Below are 20,013 nucleotides of genomic sequence, written 5' to 3'. Positions count from 1 at the left end.
ACTGTATTGACTTATAGGCTACTACAAAAACTTAGTTTATCTACGTGAGGGTATTGGCAACTTAACAAGTTAGCAATACCCTCATTTTTTGCTAGCCACCTGAATATCCACAAGTAAAACTACTACTTTGTCAAGCTAAACGCCCCGACAGCAGATTCATCTGTTGCAAAGATTTTTGTTAATTGTATTACGGTTCGGTGATAGCTTTTGGTTGCAAAGATACAGATTGTCCATTAACTGACAATGCTGTAGCTTCTAAAATCTGGCCGTAACGATTGCGAGTACCAAATCCTTTGGCTTGAATTGTGTTTTTGATGTTCGCCATACTGGTTAGCTGTTCACCTACATGGGGCGGGAACTTGACAATAGTGCCATTAGAGATAATGACGCCGTTAATTTCTCCTCGATGTCCCACCAACCAATTCTGAACAGTTCCCTGTACAGATAAGATACTGTAGTTGCTCAAGCTGGGTGGTTGGGGGGCGGTTGTGGGAGGTTGTTCGACTAAAGTCTGTCCAGTTTGAGAATTGGTGATGCTTTTGGCTCTCACTTCCTGTCCAAAGCGAGTGGAAAAGCCAGGATTGCCAAAAATGCTCACTTTCGTGTTTGGGGTAATTATCCGCACTAAACTGTCCGCCATCTGGGGAGGAAATTTCACCTGTAGCCCGTTATTGAGTAATAGCCCATCCACCTTACCTTCAGGGTTGAGAAGATACTGTTTTCCCTCTCCAGTGAAAGTGGTTCCGGCTGTGGGGGGTAATTCTGGGGGTGCTGGGGGAATATCTAGAGGACTAGCATTGGCTAAATTGGCACTTGGGAGATTAGCTTCTAGCGATCGCCCGCTTGATGTAGCATTACTAACAACAGTATTGTACGTCCAAAAACCGAAAAGTGCGATCGCGACTCCGATGCCGCCACTAGTTAAAATTAACTTTAACTTGCGTTGGCGATCGCGATCTCGGATTTGCTTGGCTTGAATCTGCTGTATTGCTTGTTGAATTACCTCTGGAGGAATTTGTACTTCTGCTCCAGCTTGCATAATTTCTTCTAAAGAATAATCCTGATTTTCTTGGGCGTACAACTGAGCCGCTAGAGCGAAAACATCGGGAGCAATTTCTTTCGGAATGCGAACTTTAGAGTTATTCATCTGCTTTAATTCAATTTAATTGCTAACTAGAACTGTAATAGTGCAAAACTTGTGCCATAGATACAGGACACTCGTTAGCTAGTAAGGCAGGATGAAAAATAGACCTCTTGCAAAAGTTACTTTTGCAAGAGGCGGGAAAAGGCGAAAGGTTAAAGGGGAAAGGTTTTTTATTTCTTTTCCCTTTCCCCCTTACCCTTTTCCCTACTTCTGCAAGAAGTCTAATGAGCAACTGGAATTTGGCATAGTTTTTGCACTTCTAGAAGTTCTAACCCTTATTCCATGCAACCTATTGTGTTATCTCAACGTTGGACACTCCGGCGACAGCTAACAATCCTCAGCATCCTTTTTTTAGGTTTAAGTGGAGCTGCTTTATGGTTAGTGGTACAACTATTTCAAAGTCTAGAAGGTGCTGTTGTTGCCAGAAATCAGAGAGAACTAGCTTTTGCCAACACTAGACTAATTAAACTGTTTTGGGAATCAAATCTTGGGCAAACACCAAAGCCAGGTAAGCCGTTGGCGGAACTTTCAAACGATGCCCTAACTGCTTTCCCAAGCGTAGAAGGAGGATTTTATCTGCTGCAACAAGACCAGCTTTTAGGCTATGCCTATCCTACCCACGCGGGCCCTGTCCCCAAAAAAGATATTCCTCCTGCTGAACGAGATACAATTTTGCAATTGGCTCGCAGAGCCACAAGCCAAGGTTTACCCCAGGAATTAGTACTGCACCCTGGTCTTGATGTCTTGGTACTGCGTGCTGACCCTCTACCTTTGTGGGGAGCAGTGTGGACGATGAAACGTATGCCTCGTCTAGAAGATAGCAATCAAAAAGTTTTAAGTGTTTTCGTAGTTTTAGGAATTTTAGTTGTAGGAGTTTGGACTTTTTATATTGCCTTACAACTACAGTGGGGAGTGCAGCGACTCCAGCAAAGCATTAAAGCAATGGAAGAGGATAAAGCTTCGCTAATTCCTGCGCTACCCGCAGAAATGGGACTGTTGGGAACTGCAATTAATAGTATGCAATACCATCGCCAAGAGTTAGAGCAGCGCTTGCACCGAGTTGAGCGCTTGGCTTCTCTGGGACAACTGGTAGCGGGGGTAGCTCATGAAGTCCGCAATCCCTTAGCTAGTATGCGCCTCAATTTGCAATATACAGAACGGCAATTAAAAAAGCAGGGAATTACGACTTTACCGATCGCTAGTTTACTAGAACAAGTAGACCGTTTAGAGATGTTGGTGCGACGGCTATTGTATTTTGACCAAAATCAGCAAGAAGAAATGGTAACAACTTCCCTAGAAGCGATCGCTTTTGAATCAGTTTCTCTATTACGTCTCAAAGCCGAAGAACAGGGAGTAACACTTTTTTATCGCTCTGCTGGTGAACCTTTGCCCCAAGTACCACTACGCCAGCGAGAGTTAGGACAGGTGATGATTAACTTAATCTTAAATGCTATCCAAGCAAGTCCACCAGAAAGCGAAGTTGAAGTTGGTGTCAGCCAAGAGCAAGACTACTTAGTGACTTGGGTAAAAGACACTGGCGCAGGTTTAGCACCAGAAGAACGCGATCGCATTTTCGATCCTTTTTATTCCACAAAACCCCAAGGAACAGGTTTAGGTTTAGCCATTAGCCACGAGATTGTCACCCGACACGGAGGGCATATTGATTTGAAATCTCAACCGGGTTGCACCGTTTTTAGCGTTTACTTACCGAAGAATCACAACGATGGCTAAAATTTTGATTATTGATGATGAAAAAGCCTTGCGTCAAGCGATGGCGCAGATTTTAAAAGATGAAGGCCACGATGTAGTAGAGGCGGGAGACGGAGAGCAAGGACTGAAGATAATTCAACAAGATGCTACATCTGGTCCTGACTTGGTGTTTCTAGATTTGAAAATGCCCAAAACTCAGGGTAATGCTGTTCTAAAAGCTTTAGGTAGTAAAACGTTGTTTGAACTGCCAGTAATTGTGATGACGGCTTATGGAACAAGTCGTACAGCCATTGAAGCTATGCAGTTGGGAGCCTATGATTACTTAACTAAACCCTTCGATTTAGAAGATTTAGTCAACTTGGCGCAAAAAGCTTTAGCTCATTCCCAAGCATCAGCCGAGCAAATTGGTGAAGCAAACATCCAAAATCTCGGACAACCAGAAGAACTGTTGGGGCGATCGCCTAAAATGGCAGAAGTTTTTAAACTTATAGGTAGACTTGCCCAAGGAAACACCACAGTTTTGATTGTCGGCGAATCAGGTACAGGCAAAGAGTTGGTCGCTTCCACACTGCATAATGCTAGCCCTCGCAGTCGCGGCCCTTTAGTAAAAGTTAACTGTGCAGCCCTCCCAGAACATTTGTTAGAAGCAGAATTATTTGGTCACGAAAAAGGAGCCTTCACCGGAGCGAATCACTTGCGAATTGGTCGCTTTGAACAAGCCAATGGCGGTACAATTTTTCTGGATGAAGTCGGAGAATTGAGCCAGATAATTCAAGGGAAATTGTTGCGAGTATTACAAGATAAATCCTTCGAGCGCTTGGGTAGTAACCAAACCAAAACTGTAGATGTCCGCATTTTAGCTGCCACCAATCGGAATTTAGAACAATTGGTACGCCTGAATCAGTTTCGAGAAGACCTTTACTATCGCTTTAATGTAATACGAATTGAACTGCCACCTTTGCGCGATCGCCCCGAAGATTTAGAACAACTTACTCAACATTTTTTAAGTTCTATTGCTCTCAGAAATGGAATTAAAAATTTAGCAATTACCTCAACCGCCCTAGAAAAACTCAGAGATTATGCTTGGCCAGGAAATGTGCGAGAACTGCAAAATACTTTAGAGAGAGCAGCAGTTTTTTCTGGAGGAAGAACTATTCTTTCAGAGCATCTCATTTTTAATCAAGAATATCAGATGAATTTGAACTTAGAACAAGCGATCGCTCAGTTAGAAATAAACTTTATCCGCCATGCTTTAGCACTTTATCCTCAAGAACCCCACAAAGCATTAGGAATTTCTGTTGAAAGCTTTGAGCAAAAAAAGAAACAATGGAATTTATAGCAAAATATCCTTGGTTTAACCATTTTCCCAACTCTCTGTGTCCTCTGCGCCTTGGCGGTTCGTATCATGAATTCCTTAAATTCAGCATCTACACTAGAAACACACCTAGAAACTCAAACAGTTATTTACCCAACTCTACAGTATTTAGTTCGCTTCTTGCCGTGGGATGGTAAGCGAGTATTCGACTATCTTCAAGAAGAATCTAAACACAATCCATTTATAGTAGAAAATTCTGATTTCCAGAATAGGGAAGCACTTTTAGATGATATTCTACCTAATTGGTATAGTCCCATCGTCCAGGAATTAAGTTTAAGCGAGCATCTTCTTGGACAAATATCAGCTTTGTCAATACCATACAAACAACGTGAAGCCTTAACCTATCTAACTCAGTGGTTATCAAACTCAGGTTACTTAGAAGGAACTCCAGAAGTTTGGGCAGATGGTAGTATCTGGAGTGCAAAAGAACTAGAGGCTGTTATTCCTCTCCTCCAAAGTTTAGATCCACCTGGAATTGGTACGCGAACTCTACAAGAATGTTTGTTAATACAACTCAAAAACCAGCCAGAAAGCCTAGCTTTGCTACTAGTTAAAAATTATTTAGAAGACATAGCAAATTGTATTGAGAATTCTTCCGAGTCAAAGCACAATTATCAATTACTATTGCAAAAATTACACCAAAATCATCAATATTTTAATGTTGACATCGATAAAATCACCGATGCTATTCATAAGATTCAAGAATTAGAACCCCGTCCCGCCAGAAACTTCGGTGGTAGCGATGCTCCCATCGTCACCCCTGATTTAAAAATTGAGCTAATAGCTGGAAGTTGGCAAATTTCTTTAGCCTATGAAGTCAAACAACGTTTTTGTCTAAATTCCGAAGCCATTAAGCTTTTGCAGGAATCACCAAAAGCAAGGCGAGATACCCAACAATTAGAAGCATTATTACAAAAAGCTAGAAATTTACTCACAGCTTTACAACAATGGCAGGAAAATCTGCTCAAAGTTGGGAAATTTTTAGTTGAGCGCCAGCAAGCTTTTTTGCAAAGTCGGGATAAATTAGATTTAGTATCTACCCCTCAGCAATTAGTAGCTCAATCGGTAGGACTTAGTAACTCTACAGTCAGTCGGATTGTGCGGGAACGGTATATATTAGTTTGTAATCAAAACAGTCGGATAATTCCGTTGCATTCACTATGTATTCCTATAGGAGTAGGCGGACGTACTCCTCAACAAATCCAACAGATGCTATTACAATTAATTGCAGAAGAATCACCCGCCAATCCTTATACTGATGAGCAATTAGCCCAGCTTTTGAAAATCCGATTTTGTCTGCCAATCACTCGCAGAACAGTTACAAAATACCGTAAAATTGCCGGAATAAAGTCATCACATCAACGCAAGTTGACTGATAAAAAGATGGGAAGCAAGAGTAGGAAGCAAGGAAGTCTGTTGAAATATCAAAGTTGAGCCTTTGAAGGTGAACGTTGAGCCTTTGAGCCTCGAAGTTGCACCTTTGAACCTGAACATTGCGGCTTTGAACCTGAACGTTGCACCTTTGAACCTCGAAGTTGCGCCTTTGAGCCTGAACGTTGAGCCTTTGAACCTAAATGTTGCGGCTTTGAACCTGAACGTTGCGGCTTTGAACCTGGAAGTTGCGTTTTTGAGCCTGGAAGTTGCGCCTTTGAACTTGGAAGTTGCACCTTTGAGCCTGAAATTTTAAGTTTGATTGTTGACAAATGACTAATGACTAAATCCAAAAATAAGCCAAGATAAGAGTCAGCATAGTTAACGGTAGACCAAAACGCAGATGTTCCCAGAATGATAACTGATAACCAAGTTTGGCGACAGCCTCAGCAACAATTAAATTGGCAACTGAACCTAACAAAGTTAGATTACCAGCTAAAGTAGATCCTGCTGCTAATAGTAACCAGGTTTTCGTGTCTGGATGAGGAATTAAATGTTGTAGTAATAATACTGCTGGAACATTAGAAACTAAATTTGAAAGGAGAGCAGTAATTCCTAATATATTCAGAGGAGTATAAACTAAACCGCTAAATAAATTCAATATACCTAATTTTTCTACTCCAGCAGTCACAACAAACAGTCCAGAAAACATCACCAGTAAATCCCAATCTACTTTATTTAAAACTCGTTGCGGTTTGATTCGCCTAGTAATGAATAGTAAACTAGCAGCTACAAGTGTTGCTTGGGCTAGTGGTATTCCAATTAAGAATGCAATTAATAGTCCTCCGGTAATCAAAAGACTTTTAGTAAGCAACGGTTTAAATATGCGGTAACGCCCGGGGGTTACACTCGGACAAGACTTAGTAGAACGAACATCAGGATAAAGCCACCACAATAACCCAATTTGGATCAACAAACTTACTAATGCGATGGGAGTCAATGCTTTTGCAAAATCGAGATAGCTGATATCAGAGAAGGAACCAATTAAAATATTTTGCGGATTACCACTTAAGGTAGCTACTGAGCCTAGATTAGTTGCTCCCGCCAAAGCAAGTAAGTAAGGAATCGGATTGAGGTTCAAAGTTTGGGTTAAACCGAGAACCAAAGGAGTCAAAATTAGAGCGATGGTATCATTCAGAAAAAAAGCGGAGAGAATTCCACTGCCAAAAGTTAAAACAATTAGCAAACCTAAAGGGCTGCGGGTGAAGTGTGTAACTGTATCAAGGGTTAGTTGAAAAAAACCAGCGTAAGCTAAGTTTGTGCTGATTACCATCATGCCAAACAAAAAAATCAGCGTTTTATAGTCTATCGCTTGCCATGCTTCTTTGAGGTCTAATACCCCGAATGCCATTAGCAAAGATGCACCAACTAAAGCAATACTGGCTCGGTTCATCCGCAAACCAGGGAGATATCCTAAACCCAAACCGATATAAGTCAGCCCAATGATGATGTATTTGAAAACAATCATGATTTTGCTAGATGCTTTTGATTAAGTAGTCATTGGTCATTAGTCATTGGATTTTAGTGCATACCTCGCCCCTTGTGGGTAGAAAAACTTTGTCTTTCATGGGACTAATTCAAGCCATGTTAAAGAGTGGACGTGTTTATTTTGGACTAATGACTAATGACTAATAACTAATGACTCCCCTAAGCAGTTTGATGTGATGCTTTTCTATTAACTCCTGTTTTTGTTTCAGGTACACAGAACCAAAAAACTGCTAAAGCTACAACTGCGATCGCTGCTAAAATCAAAAAACCAACATTGTAACCAGCACTTTTGACCACAAACCCAGCCAACACATTGCTCAAACCCGCACCGACACCAATAGCAGTGTTGAGCATCCCTTGGGTAAGATTAAAGCGTCCCGTGCCTTTAGTCAAATCAGCTACCATCAACACGGAAAGCACACCAAAAATTCCGCCTGCAATACCATCCAGAATTTGTACAGAAACGAGAAAATAGGGATTGTCCGAAAACGTATACAGCACTCCTCGAATCGGTAAAACGGCAAAGCCCAGCAAAAATATGGGTTTTCGGGCTGTATGTGCGAAACGCCCAGCCAAGTTAGACACTGGAATCATGACTAACTGAGCGACAATGATACAAGCAGACATATAAACTGTGTCACTTGTCCCTTTACCCTGTGCCAATTCTTGACCAACTAGCGGTAACATGGCAGCATTGGCAAAGTGAAACAGAACTACTGCAACAGTAAAGAATAAGATTTGGCGATCGCTTAATAATTGCAATATGCCTTCATAGCGCTGCTGATGTTTTTGATTATCTTCCTCCTCTTTTTCTTCACCATCTCCACGCGCTAGTTTGTGGTCAATTTCTCTTTCGCGAATCATCCTCACTGAAATAATACTGCCCACAGCCATAACTGCAACCAGGAAAAATATTGCCTTGCGTGCAATAAAGTAACCTGCTAAACCAGCGAGAGTAGCAGCTAGCAGATTACCTGCATGGTTAAATGTTTCATTACGACCTACCCGCCTATCTAATCTCTCATGTCCTACGAGTCCCAGAGTAATAGCAGTAATCGCAGGTGGGAAAATTGCAGCAGCAATCCCAATCATAATCTGAGAACCAATGACAACAGGCAAATTGGGGAACAAGCCCATAGCGATACAGCCGATAGAAACAAACACAGCCGCCAGTATAATCAACATCCGTTTTTGACGTAGCCTGTCAACCAATGCACCAGCTGGTGTTTGAGCAATAACTGTGGCAATTGCCGAAGCTGACATCGCCAATCCAATCTGGGCAGGGTTCCAATTTGCTGAAGCTTTTAGGTAAATACTCAGATATGGCCCAACACCATCGCGCACATCTGCGAGAAACACATTTAAGCAATCAAGCGATCGCAAACTCTTCTTACTCGGTCTTCGCTGTTGTTGCATAAGTCTTTAGTGATATTTTGTGAGCAATGGAGAGGTCACAATACCCTTATGCAAAAATCGTGCCAAATCAATAGCGTCCGGCTACATCTAGCGAAAAACTCTTTGTGTTAGATACAACTTACACAAGTAATATCAGTGCGATCGCAAAAAGAAACCCTCTCTGCTTTTGCTATAGTAAAGTGATTACAACGCAGAGGGGTTTCATTTTTATTAATATTTTTGTAGAGGCAGGTTTTAAGGATAATCCTGGCAGAAAACTCGTTTATTTGATTTAAAACCCACCAAAACCTATGTTGTATTGATTCTTACCTGTGTGCTCAGTTAAACCTATTTCCAATCGGGAATTTCAGCGTCTTCACCACCAATCCCGATTCCAGTGTTAAATATTTCCGCATCAGTAAGATTTAGATTGTTCATTGATGCTTGATACACATTAGAATCGTGAATTGTAGCACGAGTAAAATTTACTCCGTCGAGGTTGACTTGCTTCAAATTCACATTGGTTACGTAAGCAGATGTTAGGTTAGCACCTGCCAAGTTTGCACCAGTTAAGTCAGCACCTTCGAGGTTAGCTCCTACAAGGTTAGCTCCTTGAAGCTTCGAGCCTCTCAAGTCAGCACCAATTAAATGAGCACCACTGAGGTTAGCTCCTGATAGATTGCACTTAACACATGCCCCAGTTGAAAGCAGCTTTTGTAAATCCTGTGGATTCTCGGCTCTAACCGAGCTAGCGAAAAATAGGGGTGTTGCTAAGGCCATGGCCGCTAATAGCTGGAGTTTCATAATTTCCCCCTTAATAATCAAGTTTGCGTCCGTTCTGTCCCTCACACCTCTATTATCTCATTAAACTTTGAGAGGTCAATCTATCTTGTGACAATCTATCTCCTGACAAATTGATTGCGATCTAAAACACAGATAAAAATTATCTCAAAAATGGCATTAATTCCGATTTATTGACTATTTTTAGCTAATAAATCCTCAAAAATGCCCAGTATTAAATCACTATTAAATCTTTTTAAAAGTAAAAACTGGCGCTACTTGTTATAGGTAATTTATGAGTATTTGTACTTTATCGCTCAATTGATGGTTTAGTTTAAGTCCTCAGAAATTCTCGCATATACTGATTAACCAATTCCGGCTGTTCTTGCTGCACCCAATGGCCACAATTAGGAATGTATTTAATTTGAAAATCCCTGACATAAGCTGCGGTATCGTAGGTTAGTTCTTTGCCAAGTGCAGTGTCGTTTTCTCCCCATATAATCAGTGTTGGCACTTCCAGAACGCCCCTATTTAGATTTAGCATTCTCTGCTGAAAAACATTGCGGTAGTAGTTTAACATTGCTGTGAGCGCACCGCGTTTTGCAGCAGCATCTTTATATGCGTCAATATCCGCTTTAGTGAAAGCACTCTTGTTAACTGCTGTACCTTTAAAAATTGTTTCAATTGCTTGGTAGTCTAAAGATTGTAAGAAGAATTCTGGCATCCAAGGTAGTTGAAAGAGGAAGATATAGTAACTTCGCTGTAACTGTTGGGGAGTGCGTAAGCCTTGGGCAAATTTGGCAGGATGAGGCATATTAAGGATAATTAATTGCTCTACCATTTCGGGATGAGCATAAGCAAAATCCCAAGCGATCGCACCTCCCCAATCATGTCCAACTAATACACATTTTTGGTATCCTAAGGCTTTAATTACTTCTTCAATATCTTTGATAAACTCCTTCATTACATAAGCTAATTGCTCATTTGGTTTATCACTATCGTTGTAACCACGCAAGTCAAGAGCGACAACTTGAAAATTTTGGGCAAATTCTGGTATTTGATGCCGCCAAGAGTACCAAAACTCAGGAAACCCATGCAACATCAACATTAAAGGGCCTTCACCTTGGGTTACGTAGTGTAATTTTACCCCATTAGTAGTTATATAATCGTGTTTCCAAGAACTTTCTATTACAGACATAATTAAACAAATATCAATATTATGTTTTCATCAGCCACCAAGAGCGCAAATATGCGATCGCTTTTTCTTTTTGTTTGGCTTCGACTTCGATCCACGGTGCTTGGTGGTAGACGTTGGGCATATCGGTAATCAAGTCACTGTGTTTTCTATCATTGAAAGCTTGCTCACCATTGGAAATATGGACTAATTGCCAATCCGGATTTTTCCAAGTTTCTCGCGCTGCATAAAACATGGATGCTACACTCGGATGATCGTAGCTATCTAAATTTTCGTGGCAAATATGGTGATGGGCATCAAATACCATTGGCACGCCAGTTTGCTGACATACTGCTAAAATTTCATTGGCACTATAGGCGTATTCGTCGTTTTCTAAAGTTAAGCGGCTTTTGATATTTTCTGGTAGTTCGGAAATTACTTTTATTAGTTGTTCAGGACGTTGAGATTTGCCACCATGAATATTCATCAATGACCAAGGCGATCGCGGTAAGCCCAGTAAATCAAGTGTACAGGAATGTGCTGCTAGGTTGTTGATACTTGCTTGTACTACTGAGGGAGAATCTGAACTCAGCACTACAAATTGATCTGGATGCAACACCATTCTTATGCTCAATGCATTTGCTCGTTGACCGATTGTGGCTAAATCAGCGCTCATTGTCTTTAATATATTTGCCCCGATTTCGTCTTCTAAGTCACTTAGGGGAAATAAAGCAGAAGACATCCGATACAATTGAATTTTATTTTGCTGACAAAATGAGAGAGCGTCATGCAAGCGTTGTAAGTTATGTTGATATAGTTCACTCAGAACGCTTTCACGTTCACTTAAGTCCAGTTTTAAATATCGTGTGCGTGTGATTGTCCGAAAGCGCACTTGTTTATCAGAGGTAATGCAAACTAGCCCTAAGTTGGGCATTGTAGTTTTTTCACACTGCTGTGTATTCGGTAAATTTTGAAACTTGATTGCAGTCATTAACTATATTTACTAACTATTGGCTATTTTGAATATTTTTTAATTTAAACAAGTTCTACTACTGACTTACGACTATCTAAAGAATGAACTCTTAAGTCACAACACTCCACTAATTTCACTTCGGTAAATAAAGCTCAGTGCTATGATTGGGACGAGGATGGCTTTTAGGCGTTGTGGCACTAGGTTTGATTGTCTATAAGATTTACACAATAATAAATACAGACGTGGTATCGTCAGCTAGTCAATGTTTAGATGTGCAGTACCAAGAATTTCAATTTTATAGAAATGGCAATAATTGAAACCCGTGGTATCTGGCTGACCATTACTGATAGTAAAGTTCTCAGAACGAAGGAACGCATTGCTGAGGCAATGGATTTCCTAGCTGAGACGGGATTTAATGTGGTGTTTCCAGTTGTTTGGAATAAAGCAGTAACTTTATATCCCAGTCAAATAATGCAGCAGACTTTTGGAATCGAAATTGACCCTATGTCTGTAGGCCGCGACCCTTTAGAAGAAGTGGTGATAGAAGCGCGGCGAGTTGGGTTGAAAGTTATTCCTTGGTTTGAATACGGTTTTGCCAGTTCCTACAATTTAAATGGTGGTATACTTTTACAGAAAAAACCGGAATGGGCTACGCGCGATCGCAACGGCAACTTACTGAAGAAAAACGGCTTTGAGTGGTTAAATGCCCTTAACTCACAAGTGCAAGAATTCTTGTTGAACTTGGTGCTGGAAGTTGCGAAGAATTACGATGTTGATGGTGTCCAAGGTGACGATCGCTTGCCAGCATTACCCTCTGAAGGTGGCTACGATCGAGGAACTATCAGCCGCTATCGTCAGGAATTCGATCGCAATCCACCACAGAACCACAAAAATAGGCAATGGTTACAGTGGCGTGCAGATATTCTCACTGAGTTTTTGGCGCGTCTTTATCGGGAGGTAAAAGCGGTGAATCCTAATTTATTAGTAACGATCGCACCTAATATTTATGATTGGGCATTCCAGGAATATCTGCAAGACTCGCCTGCATGGCTGAAGCGGGGAATAGTCGATATGATTCAGCCGCAGATTTATCGCCGTGACTTTAGGAGTTACGCTGCGATCGTTGATAAACTAGTAAACCAGCAGTTTACAGATGCGACACTGCCCAAGTTAGTACCGGGAATACTGATGAAGCTTGGCTCTTACTGTATTAGTCCAGAATATCTGGTGCAGGCAATTGAATACAATCGTCAACTTGGCATTCAAGGAGAGGTATTCTTTTTTTACGAAGGTTTGCGCGAGAATAACAATACCCTTGCTAAAGTTTTGCGAAATGGGCCTTATACTGAATCTGCATCATTTCCCACTCTGTCAGATTTGAGTGCAGGTGGTGTGAGTCACAAGATGACATCTTCTATTTGGCCAGGAGTGGAAAATTTGTTAAAAAATATTTTTTAAGGGAAAAGGCGTGTGGAATATAATTTGCCAGTGGAAAAGGTAATTAATATCTTAAAAGAAGATTTACCGACACTTTTTGAAAAAGATATTTCTTATGATATTTATACAAAAGATATCTATTTTAAAGACCCGGTGAATACATTCAAATACAAATTTAACTATCGGATTATATTTTGGACTTTACGATTTCACGCTCGGCTATTTTTTACTCAAATTTACTTTGATGTGCATGAAGTTTATCAGTCAGCCGAAGACACGATTTTAGCAAAGTGGACGGTGCGGGGAGTGTTGCGCGTTCCCTGGAAAGCAGGGTTGCTTTTTAATGGCTATTCGACGTATAAACTTAATCAAGATAATTTGATATACGAGCATATTGACACCTGGGATAGAAAGCCAGGAGAGATTTTACAGCAGTTTTGGCAAAGGAAAGGAAATAGCTAGTACTGTAAGGCGGAAGTTACGTCGCTTTGCTCCAAATTCAAAATTCAAAATTAATGATCCCATAAGTAAATTCAGGGGCTTGTATACGAAAACGTTTTCGGTCAAAAGACTTTGCTTTAATTTTGGGCTTTTTGGCTGTTTTGAATAGTAGTTTTATTTCCGCCGATTTGTACTAGTCTATGAAGAGTGCTGAGTTGCGTTAGCGGTAGCGGTGCGTTTCTTTTGTCCCAAATTTTTTACAAATTGCAGGCTCTATTTGCTCTCAAAACAGTATTATCAGTATTATAACGAGTGTTAAATATTGAACTTTTGTAATTTTTTTGCCGTAAGTATTTTTACTTTTCCCTTTTTACTGGCGTTGACTTGCACATCACGAATGAGGCTCTCCCAACAACACATTGGTTACAGATAATCAAAATTTTAACAGCATACATAAATGTTGCGATCGCAATTCAATTCTATCTTCAGGAGGTATTTTTTATATCTACAGATATAAATATCGATGAAATTTAAAGTTGCAAAAATTATGGATATTTAAATAGCTATAAATAGTATTTAGCAATCATGAATTGTGAAACTATAGAAAAAAAATAGTAGTTTTCATTTAAATAAAAAATATTATCTGAACAATGATTTAAACGGAAAAAATACCTATAGCTTGTGAAATTACAACATCAAATTTAGTAATATAGACTAATCCAAAGTAATTGTAAAAGTATCGTGATTTGCTGATTTTTTTAAATAAATCGCTGTTAGAGGCAAAAGGTATATCTAAAAAGCCATAAAACCCAAGTTAAATTCAGTATTTTGCTTATTAAGCCAGTACAGCTTCAATTTTGCACGTCTCAACTGAAATTCGACAGCTTGAGTTGCTCTATGTACGTAAGTATTCTTCGTTATCAGCGACTATCATCTGGAAAAATCTGGAAGACCGCTCTTATGGGTTCCTATCAATGATAATTTTAAGCATTGTGAACCCCTAAAAATCGAAGTTTATGAATGTAGCCGACGACAAAACGATTGTTCGCGAGTATTTCAATTCCACAGGGTTTGACCGTTGGAAGCGAATCTACGGTGATGGCGAAGTCAACAAAGTCCAATTAGACATCCGCAATGGACATCAGCAAACAGTGGATACAGTTCTCAGTTGGCTGAAAGCTGATAACAATTTATCAGAGCTATCAATCTGTGATGCTGGGTGTGGTGTCGGTAGTCTCAGCATTCCCTTGGCAGTAGATGGTGCCAAAGTCTATGCCACCGATATTTCGGAAAAAATGGTAGAAGAAGGCAGTGATAGAGCAAAGCAAACTTTGGGAAATGCCGAAAATCCCACTTTTGCTGTGCAGGATTTGGAATCATTGAGTGGTAGCTACCATACCGTTATTTGCCTAGATGTTCTCATCCATTACCCTCAAGAAAAAGCCGATGAGATGATATCTCACCTCTGTTTTTTGGCACAGTCGCGGATAATTCTCAGTTTTGCGCCGAAGACTTGCGCCCTGAGTATACTCAAGAAAATTGGTAGTTTCTTTCCTGGGCCAAGTAAAGCCACTCGTGCATATTTGCATCGTGAGGCTGATGTGGTAAAAATCTTGGAAAGTAATGGTTTTTCATTGCAACGACGGGCAATGACGAAGACTCGCTTCTATTTTTCTCGGCTACTGGAAGCTACACGCAATTAAGGCTAAAATCGCAGCAAAGGTATAATAAGCATCTTGCTGCGATTTGACGATCTCAAACCTAAGATATGGTAGATAGTAGATATTGCCGTTGGTATTAAGCGTTGTTTTTTCTTTAAATAACCGTTGTTCCGCTCTGCATAATCATACATTTTTACAAAATAAGCGATCGCAGCTGCTCCCAAGAGAATAGTGAAAACAAATAACCACATTTACGTTTTATTCAGATAAAACTTCTTCTTTGAAGCTTCAACAGAGGATATCAAACTTCTGGGGATGCTGACTCAAAAGCTTTTATAGGTGTATTTAATTTCTTGTTTATCTAGTTTCTCTCATTCCCTAATTTCATACCATAATCGGTGACATTGTATTAACCAACAGTGCACTAATTAAGCAATGTAGGTAAAAAAATATTGTGTAAAAGCTAAAAAACTGTCGCAGCGAGTAAATTGATATATTGGAACCTTTATGAAAGTCAGGTTAAAATCACAAGCAAAGTGTAAATCTGAAGTTAAACTATGAAAACTGCTGAAAAATTAGCTGCCAGTTGGCTACTGACACTCGGATTCATGTTTGTAACTCTATCAGCAACAGCGGCATTAGAAAAATTTGCTACACGTCAAGCCATCATAATACCCACGGGTGAGTATGAGTTTAACGCACCAAATGCTACTTATGAAGATAATAATGCTGCTGTTGGTGGTCTAATTTTTGGTGTCCCTACCCTAACACTGGGCACATGGTTAGCATTGGGATTGTATCGTCAAAGTCGGGAGGAGAAAAAAGCGATTAATCAACAAGTTAGCGATCGCCTGCAATCGATTTTTTATGAGATGGTACAAGAAAATCACGGACGCGTAACTGTTTTAGGTTTTGCCATGCAGTCACAACTACCCGCAGCCCATGCCAGACAATATTTAGATGAAAAAGCTAAAGAATTCAATGCAAACTTTAAGGTGAACGAAGAAGGGGCTGTATCATATCATTTTGATGTCTAATTGTCATTAGTCATTTGTCTTTTGTCCTTTGTCATTTCTTATTTGTTATTCATTAATGACTAATGACTACTTTACTAACTTACGGCTAGGTCTAATGACGCAGATTTTTTTGAGCGTAGCTGCCATTTTAGGCGGTTTGTCAGTTGGTGCTGGTGCTTTTGCTTCCCATGCCTTGCGGGAAAAAATTAGTGAGCGATCGCTGGAAATTTTTGAAACTGGCGCTCGTTACCAAATGTATCACGCTCTAGCACTTTTGTTAGTAGCAATACTAATTAGTCGTACCGAGTCCCCTCAACCCACACTTATAGCCAGTGGATGGTTGTTTATCATTGGTATTGCTATTTTCTCAGGTAGCTTGTATGCCCTTAGCTTAACCGGTATTAAATCCTTGGGAGCGATCGCCCCACTAGGCGGCACCGCCTTTCTTGTCGGTTGGGGTGCTTTAGCTTTTGCTGCTTGGAATTTGAAGTTGTAAAAAAGTTAGGAGTTAAGAGTTTTTAACTCCTAACTCCATTTTTTATAAGCTCATTTACCTAATTGTTACAACATATTTTATAAAAATATGCTATAGTGTCTTTAGCATTTTAATATCCAAAAAATGCAAATAATCAACTCAATTTCTTCCTTTTTAAGTAGGTAAAGTTACTCTTATACTTATATATGTACAAAAACTAATAAATTAACAAAAATCTTTTATAAAAAATAAGATTGACCAATTACTAAATCATAATTTGAACAATGGGCGGAGTTTGTAATCATTTTATCTATTAAAACACTAATAAACTAGTACCGTTATTTAGAGGGAACACAGAATTTCAAATTCCTAAATTTATCTTTTTAAAAAATCTAGTACTGAGGAGTTTAAAGCCAGTACGCTTGGGTTAAGCCTAAAAACTAAAACTGGCGTAGGTTGAGTTTCGTTCTAAAGCCAACCTACTATTCTTCTTAATCCAAGCGTATTGAGTTAAAAGCTTATAATTTATAGCTCCTTGTTCTCAGGTGTATTAACAAATCATCCAACGCGACATTAGCTGAAGGTGTCTTAGGTAATGGACTAGATTGATATGCCTCCTGTAATTTATTATGCAGATGTTCATATTCTCTTTGATAAAAAGCTACATTAATATCTGATAAAAAAGAATTTCATGTAACTGCTAGTTTTTGGGCAATTAAATCAGGAATATATGATAAATTAAAAACCTCATTGAGCTTAATTAAATTAGACTCAATCTCGCCTGTTTGCATAAAATAAATACCAGTTAATAAGACTCCATAAACATAAATTAATGGTTGAATTCGATGTGTATTTTCCTTCTCAAACAGTTTCCATTGTGTTGTGGCAGAACCCATATAATGGTAGCTATGATAACGAGTAATACAATTTTTGGCAACAACTTTCAATTCTTCATGTTTAGGTGAGGTTGTTAATATTAAAGGAGAATACAATTGCTCTAACACATAACAATTGTTTTTAAGTAATCTCAAAAAGAATTTTTTGACATCATGAGTTACTAAATCAATTTCTAAAGATTCGCGAACTTCTGAAACTTCAATAGTTTCATTTTTAATCTGTAATCCCACTACTTCTTGAACTGGTAAAACATGCACACCCTGTAAGTCATAATCAGAATCAAGTGAAGGAAAGCCATATAAGTGAGAACCACTGATGATGGTAAATAAAAACGGGTAAGGCTATTGCCCAATAATTGTGTTAGTAGAAGTTGGAATATTCATAATGTGCCGTTTACTTGCTTACCTCGGTTCGCCTATTTCTTTAGAACATATTCTATATAAACCAGAACACTCACTCATAGTCCAGAGTTATCAACCCCGCGAAATGATCTCTGAGGTGGTAAATGCAGATGGTTTTGGTGTAGGTTGGTATCATAGTCAAAAAGATATTAATCCTTTTATCTACAAAAATACCCTACCTATTTGGAATGATATAAACTTACCCAGTCTCAGCCGTTACGTTGAATCAAAGTGTGTTCTTGCTTATGTTCGCAGTGCTACACCAGAAGAAGCCGTAGATTTTGCTAATTGTCAACCTTTTAACCATCAACAACAGCTATTTATTCACAATGGACGAATCGAGAATTTCCGCAAAACATTACACAGAAAAATCCGCAGCACTTTAACCCAAGAATTTTACGAAAAAATTAATGGCAGTACTGACTCTGAACACATTTTTGCATTGTTACTTTCACAAAGTCAAATTAATAAACATCGACCTCCAGAGTATGCTTTACGCACCACATTATTAACGCTTTTAGAGATGGCAAAACGCTATCAAGTAGAAGCCTCACTTAATGTAATCTTTAGCGACGGACATCGCCTGATAGCTTCTCGTTTTGCTACCACTTCACCGCCTCCATCTCTTTACTGGATACGAGATGATCCGACTTTCCCACAATCCGTAATTATTGCGTCTGAACCTCTATTTCTAGGTAATTGGATTGCTTGCCCAGAAAATAGCATCATTAGTGTAGGAGCAGACTGTGATATCCAAATTGAGCAAATCTAGTGTGAAAGAGGCTATTTCTTAAGCCTTCGATAAATTTCGCTCGAAAACTTTTGCGCTATTCCAGGATATGGATGAAGGCACATTCTCTAGTCAACCTCATTCTGACTTGATCTGCTGTTGCTGGTACTTGGGGCATATTGCCTATATCGAGTCTTTATTGCTGCGAGAACATAGCACTTAGGCACTTACTTGCTACTATTTTAATGGAAAAATGCTAAAAAATAGCTTTAAAGCTTGAGCTATATTGCTCAATCATGATTTTATTAACTATGGCTATATGTTTCATTGATTGGGGTAAAGGTCTGCTATCAAAGTAACCTATTACGCCAAGTAAACGGAGGTTTCATGTCGATATCTAAAGCTATTAATAGCAAGGTTACTTTTGAAAGCAGCGTTGAAAAACGCTTGCAGATAGAGCGTTTAATCGGAGCAACTCAAATAGTTGCACCTAGTGCTGGGAGTGATGTAGTGAAGGGATTAACTCAAATACCTAAATCTCTACCCCCTTGTTACTTTTATGATGACCGTGGTTCCGATCTGTTTGAGCAAATATGTGATTTACCAGAATATTATCTTACACGCACAGAAACAACGATTTTACAGCAGTATGCTAGTGAAATTGCCAAGATAACTGGCGTTTGTGAATTGGTAGAACTTGGCAGTGGTAGTTCTAGTAAAACCCGCATTTTACTAGATGCCTACCAGCAACTAAGCTATCCTCTGCATTACTTACCAATTGATGTATGTGCAGGTATGTTGGAAAGTAGTGCCAAGCAGTTATTAGAAGATTATCCCTTACTCCAAGTTTATGCATTGGTAGGAACCTATGAATTAGCTCTTGCAAAACTCCTACCGACGCAATTACCCAGTCGGATGATTTGTTTTATTGGTAGCAGTTTAGGTAATCTTACCCCTGATGAGTGTGATGTGTTCTTCTCTCAAATTACCAATGCTCTACAAGTAGGTGAGTATTTTTTATTGGGGATAGATTTACGAAAGCCAAAACAGATTTTGGAACCAGCTTATAACGACAGCCAGGGGGTGACAGCTGCATTTAACCTCAATATGCTGGAACATTTAAATCAGCGATTTGACGGTAACTTTGACACCACCCAGTTTGAACACCGAGCATTTTACAATGAAAGCGAGCATCAAATAGAAATGCATTTATGCAGCCTGCGATCGCAAACTGTAGAATTACGCGCTCTTAATCTTAAGGTTAATTTTGCATTAGGTGAGACTATCCTCACTGAAATTTCCCGCAAATTTGACCTTACTAATATCAAACAGCAACTAACTGCACAAGGTTTATTACCTCTTCATGTGTGGAGAGATCCGAATCAATGGTTTGGCTTAATGCTCTGTCAGCTGCAAGCATAAAGCATTAGACCTCTTGCACAAATGCAAAATTTGCCCACCCTGCGGGTTCTTGCTAAATCCTCC

19 protein-coding genes are annotated in these 20,013 nt (G+C 39.5%); 11 read left to right on the top strand and 8 right to left on the bottom strand.

Annotation, left to right across the window (positions count from 1 at the left end):
- Positions 1-187 precede the first annotated feature (187 nt).
- Positions 188-1,147, bottom strand: coding sequence for a hypothetical protein (locus V7K89_RS15920; protein WP_335188674.1), 960 nt, complete (start codon positions 1,145-1,147; stop codon positions 188-190).
- A gap of 279 nt (positions 1,148-1,426) precedes the next feature.
- Here V7K89_RS15920 and V7K89_RS15915 point away from each other — a divergent pair, with 279 nt between their 5' ends.
- The 4 genes from V7K89_RS15915 (at position 1,427) to V7K89_RS15900 (ending at position 5,916) form a co-directional block, all read left to right on the top strand.
- Positions 1,427-2,875 (top strand): sensor histidine kinase, encoded by a 1,449-nt coding sequence (locus tag V7K89_RS15915; protein WP_335188672.1) that lies wholly within the window; start codon positions 1,427-1,429, stop codon positions 2,873-2,875.
- Positions 2,868-4,193 (top strand): sigma-54-dependent transcriptional regulator, encoded by a 1,326-nt coding sequence (locus V7K89_RS15910; protein ID WP_335188670.1) that lies wholly within the window; start codon positions 2,868-2,870, stop codon positions 4,191-4,193. The genes V7K89_RS15915 and V7K89_RS15910 overlap by 8 nt, the downstream gene beginning before the upstream one ends.
- Before the next feature lie 66 nt (positions 4,194-4,259).
- The gene (locus V7K89_RS15905; RefSeq protein ID WP_335188668.1) at positions 4,260-5,663 is read left to right on the top strand and encodes an RNA polymerase factor sigma-54; all 1,404 of its coding nucleotides are present in this window, start codon (positions 4,260-4,262) and stop codon (positions 5,661-5,663) included.
- A gap of 10 nt (positions 5,664-5,673) precedes the next feature.
- The gene (locus tag V7K89_RS15900) at positions 5,674-5,916 is read left to right on the top strand and encodes a hypothetical protein (RefSeq protein WP_335188666.1); all 243 of its coding nucleotides are present in this window, start codon (positions 5,674-5,676) and stop codon (positions 5,914-5,916) included.
- Positions 5,917-5,943: 27 nt separating this feature from the next.
- Here V7K89_RS15900 and V7K89_RS15895 read toward each other — a convergent pair whose 3' ends face one another.
- From V7K89_RS15895 to uvsE, 5 genes are all read right to left on the bottom strand, one after another.
- Positions 5,944-7,128 carry an anion transporter gene (locus V7K89_RS15895; protein ID WP_335188664.1) on the bottom strand — a complete coding sequence of 395 codons (1,185 nt, stop codon included), beginning with the start codon at positions 7,126-7,128 and terminating at the stop codon, positions 5,944-5,946.
- 179 nt (positions 7,129-7,307) lie between these two features.
- On the bottom strand, positions 7,308-8,564 hold the full coding sequence (locus tag V7K89_RS15890; RefSeq protein ID WP_335188661.1) for an MFS transporter: 1,257 nt from the start codon (positions 8,562-8,564) through the stop codon (positions 7,308-7,310).
- 327 nt (positions 8,565-8,891) lie between these two features.
- The gene (locus tag V7K89_RS15885) at positions 8,892-9,347 is read right to left on the bottom strand and encodes a pentapeptide repeat-containing protein (RefSeq protein WP_335188659.1); all 456 of its coding nucleotides are present in this window, start codon (positions 9,345-9,347) and stop codon (positions 8,892-8,894) included.
- A 310-nt stretch (positions 9,348-9,657) separates the two neighbouring features.
- Positions 9,658-10,521 (bottom strand): alpha/beta fold hydrolase, encoded by an 864-nt coding sequence (locus V7K89_RS15880; protein WP_335188657.1) that lies wholly within the window; start codon positions 10,519-10,521, stop codon positions 9,658-9,660.
- Between the two features lie 19 nt (positions 10,522-10,540).
- A complete protein-coding gene (uvsE, locus tag V7K89_RS15875; RefSeq protein WP_335188655.1) occupies positions 10,541-11,488 on the bottom strand; it encodes a UV DNA damage repair endonuclease UvsE in 948 nt (315 codons plus the stop codon).
- A gap of 285 nt (positions 11,489-11,773) precedes the next feature.
- Between uvsE and V7K89_RS15870 the strand changes: the two genes are divergently transcribed.
- The 3 genes from V7K89_RS15870 (at position 11,774) to bchM (ending at position 15,051) form a co-directional block, all read left to right on the top strand.
- The gene (locus V7K89_RS15870; protein ID WP_335188653.1) at positions 11,774-12,928 is read left to right on the top strand and encodes a glycoside hydrolase family 10 protein; all 1,155 of its coding nucleotides are present in this window, start codon (positions 11,774-11,776) and stop codon (positions 12,926-12,928) included.
- A gap of 12 nt (positions 12,929-12,940) precedes the next feature.
- On the top strand, positions 12,941-13,369 hold the full coding sequence (locus V7K89_RS15865; protein WP_335188651.1) for a DUF2358 domain-containing protein: 429 nt from the start codon (positions 12,941-12,943) through the stop codon (positions 13,367-13,369).
- Positions 13,370-14,364: 995 nt separating this feature from the next.
- Positions 14,365-15,051, top strand: a complete 687-nt coding sequence (gene bchM, locus V7K89_RS15860; RefSeq protein WP_335188649.1) for a magnesium protoporphyrin IX methyltransferase — start codon at positions 14,365-14,367, stop codon at positions 15,049-15,051.
- Positions 15,052-15,053: 2 nt separating this feature from the next.
- Here bchM and V7K89_RS15855 read toward each other — a convergent pair whose 3' ends face one another.
- Positions 15,054-15,260 carry a hypothetical protein gene (locus tag V7K89_RS15855; protein WP_335188647.1) on the bottom strand — a complete coding sequence of 69 codons (207 nt, stop codon included), beginning with the start codon at positions 15,258-15,260 and terminating at the stop codon, positions 15,054-15,056.
- A 306-nt stretch (positions 15,261-15,566) separates the two neighbouring features.
- On the opposite strand from V7K89_RS15855, the gene V7K89_RS15850 reads away from it, so the two are divergent.
- Both V7K89_RS15850 and V7K89_RS15845 read left to right on the top strand, forming a co-directional pair.
- A complete protein-coding gene (locus tag V7K89_RS15850; protein ID WP_335188645.1) occupies positions 15,567-16,046 on the top strand; it encodes a hypothetical protein in 480 nt (159 codons plus the stop codon).
- A gap of 94 nt (positions 16,047-16,140) precedes the next feature.
- A complete protein-coding gene (locus tag V7K89_RS15845; protein ID WP_335188690.1) occupies positions 16,141-16,521 on the top strand; it encodes a DUF423 domain-containing protein in 381 nt (126 codons plus the stop codon).
- A 668-nt stretch (positions 16,522-17,189) separates the two neighbouring features.
- Here the strand turns inward: V7K89_RS15845 and V7K89_RS15840 are convergent.
- A complete protein-coding gene (locus tag V7K89_RS15840) occupies positions 17,190-17,717 on the bottom strand; it encodes a nucleotidyltransferase domain-containing protein (protein WP_335188688.1) in 528 nt (175 codons plus the stop codon).
- A 64-nt stretch (positions 17,718-17,781) separates the two neighbouring features.
- Between V7K89_RS15840 and egtC the strand changes: the two genes are divergently transcribed.
- Together egtC and egtD are read left to right on the top strand one after the other, a co-directional pair.
- Positions 17,782-18,570 carry an ergothioneine biosynthesis protein EgtC gene (gene egtC / locus V7K89_RS15835; protein ID WP_335188643.1) on the top strand — a complete coding sequence of 263 codons (789 nt, stop codon included), beginning with the start codon at positions 17,782-17,784 and terminating at the stop codon, positions 18,568-18,570.
- Positions 18,571-18,915: 345 nt separating this feature from the next.
- Positions 18,916-19,950, top strand: coding sequence for an L-histidine N(alpha)-methyltransferase (gene egtD, locus V7K89_RS15830; RefSeq protein WP_335188641.1), 1,035 nt, complete (start codon positions 18,916-18,918; stop codon positions 19,948-19,950).
- Positions 19,951-20,013 lie beyond the last annotated feature (63 nt).

The organism is Nostoc sp., from assembly GCF_036917515.1.
Classification (GTDB): domain Bacteria; phylum Cyanobacteriota; class Cyanobacteriia; order Cyanobacteriales; family Nostocaceae; genus Nostoc.
Note: the sequence above shows the minus strand (reverse complement) of the source record. Positions and strands in the feature narration are given on the sequence as shown.

Bases quoted from the DNA above. Each gene is read 5' to 3' on its own strand.
- V7K89_RS15885 (WP_335188659.1), bottom strand. From the start codon at position 9,347: ATGAAACTCCAGCTATTAGCGGCCATGGCCTTAGCAACACCCCTATTT.
- V7K89_RS15880 (WP_335188657.1), bottom strand. From the start codon at position 10,521: ATGTCTGTAATAGAAAGTTCTTGGAAACACGATTATATAACTACTAAT.
- V7K89_RS15915 (WP_335188672.1), top strand. From the start codon at position 1,427: ATGCAACCTATTGTGTTATCTCAACGTTGGACACTCCGGCGACAGCTA.
- V7K89_RS15920 (WP_335188674.1), bottom strand. From the start codon at position 1,147: ATGAATAACTCTAAAGTTCGCATTCCGAAAGAAATTGCTCCCGATGTT.
- bchM (WP_335188649.1), top strand. From the start codon at position 14,365: ATGAATGTAGCCGACGACAAAACGATTGTTCGCGAGTATTTCAATTCC.
- V7K89_RS15890 (WP_335188661.1), bottom strand. From the start codon at position 8,564: ATGCAACAACAGCGAAGACCGAGTAAGAAGAGTTTGCGATCGCTTGAT.
- V7K89_RS15910 (WP_335188670.1), top strand. From the start codon at position 2,868: ATGGCTAAAATTTTGATTATTGATGATGAAAAAGCCTTGCGTCAAGCG.
- V7K89_RS15870 (WP_335188653.1), top strand. From the start codon at position 11,774: ATGGCAATAATTGAAACCCGTGGTATCTGGCTGACCATTACTGATAGT.
- egtC (WP_335188643.1), top strand. From the start codon at position 17,782: ATGTGCCGTTTACTTGCTTACCTCGGTTCGCCTATTTCTTTAGAACAT.
- V7K89_RS15905 (WP_335188668.1), top strand. From the start codon at position 4,260: ATGAATTCCTTAAATTCAGCATCTACACTAGAAACACACCTAGAAACT.
- V7K89_RS15895 (WP_335188664.1), bottom strand. From the start codon at position 7,128: ATGATTGTTTTCAAATACATCATCATTGGGCTGACTTATATCGGTTTG.
- uvsE (WP_335188655.1), bottom strand. From the start codon at position 11,488: ATGACTGCAATCAAGTTTCAAAATTTACCGAATACACAGCAGTGTGAA.
- V7K89_RS15855 (WP_335188647.1), bottom strand. From the start codon at position 15,260: ATGTGGTTATTTGTTTTCACTATTCTCTTGGGAGCAGCTGCGATCGCT.
- egtD (WP_335188641.1), top strand. From the start codon at position 18,916: ATGTCGATATCTAAAGCTATTAATAGCAAGGTTACTTTTGAAAGCAGC.
- V7K89_RS15845 (WP_335188690.1), top strand. From the start codon at position 16,141: ATGACGCAGATTTTTTTGAGCGTAGCTGCCATTTTAGGCGGTTTGTCA.
- V7K89_RS15850 (WP_335188645.1), top strand. From the start codon at position 15,567: ATGAAAACTGCTGAAAAATTAGCTGCCAGTTGGCTACTGACACTCGGA.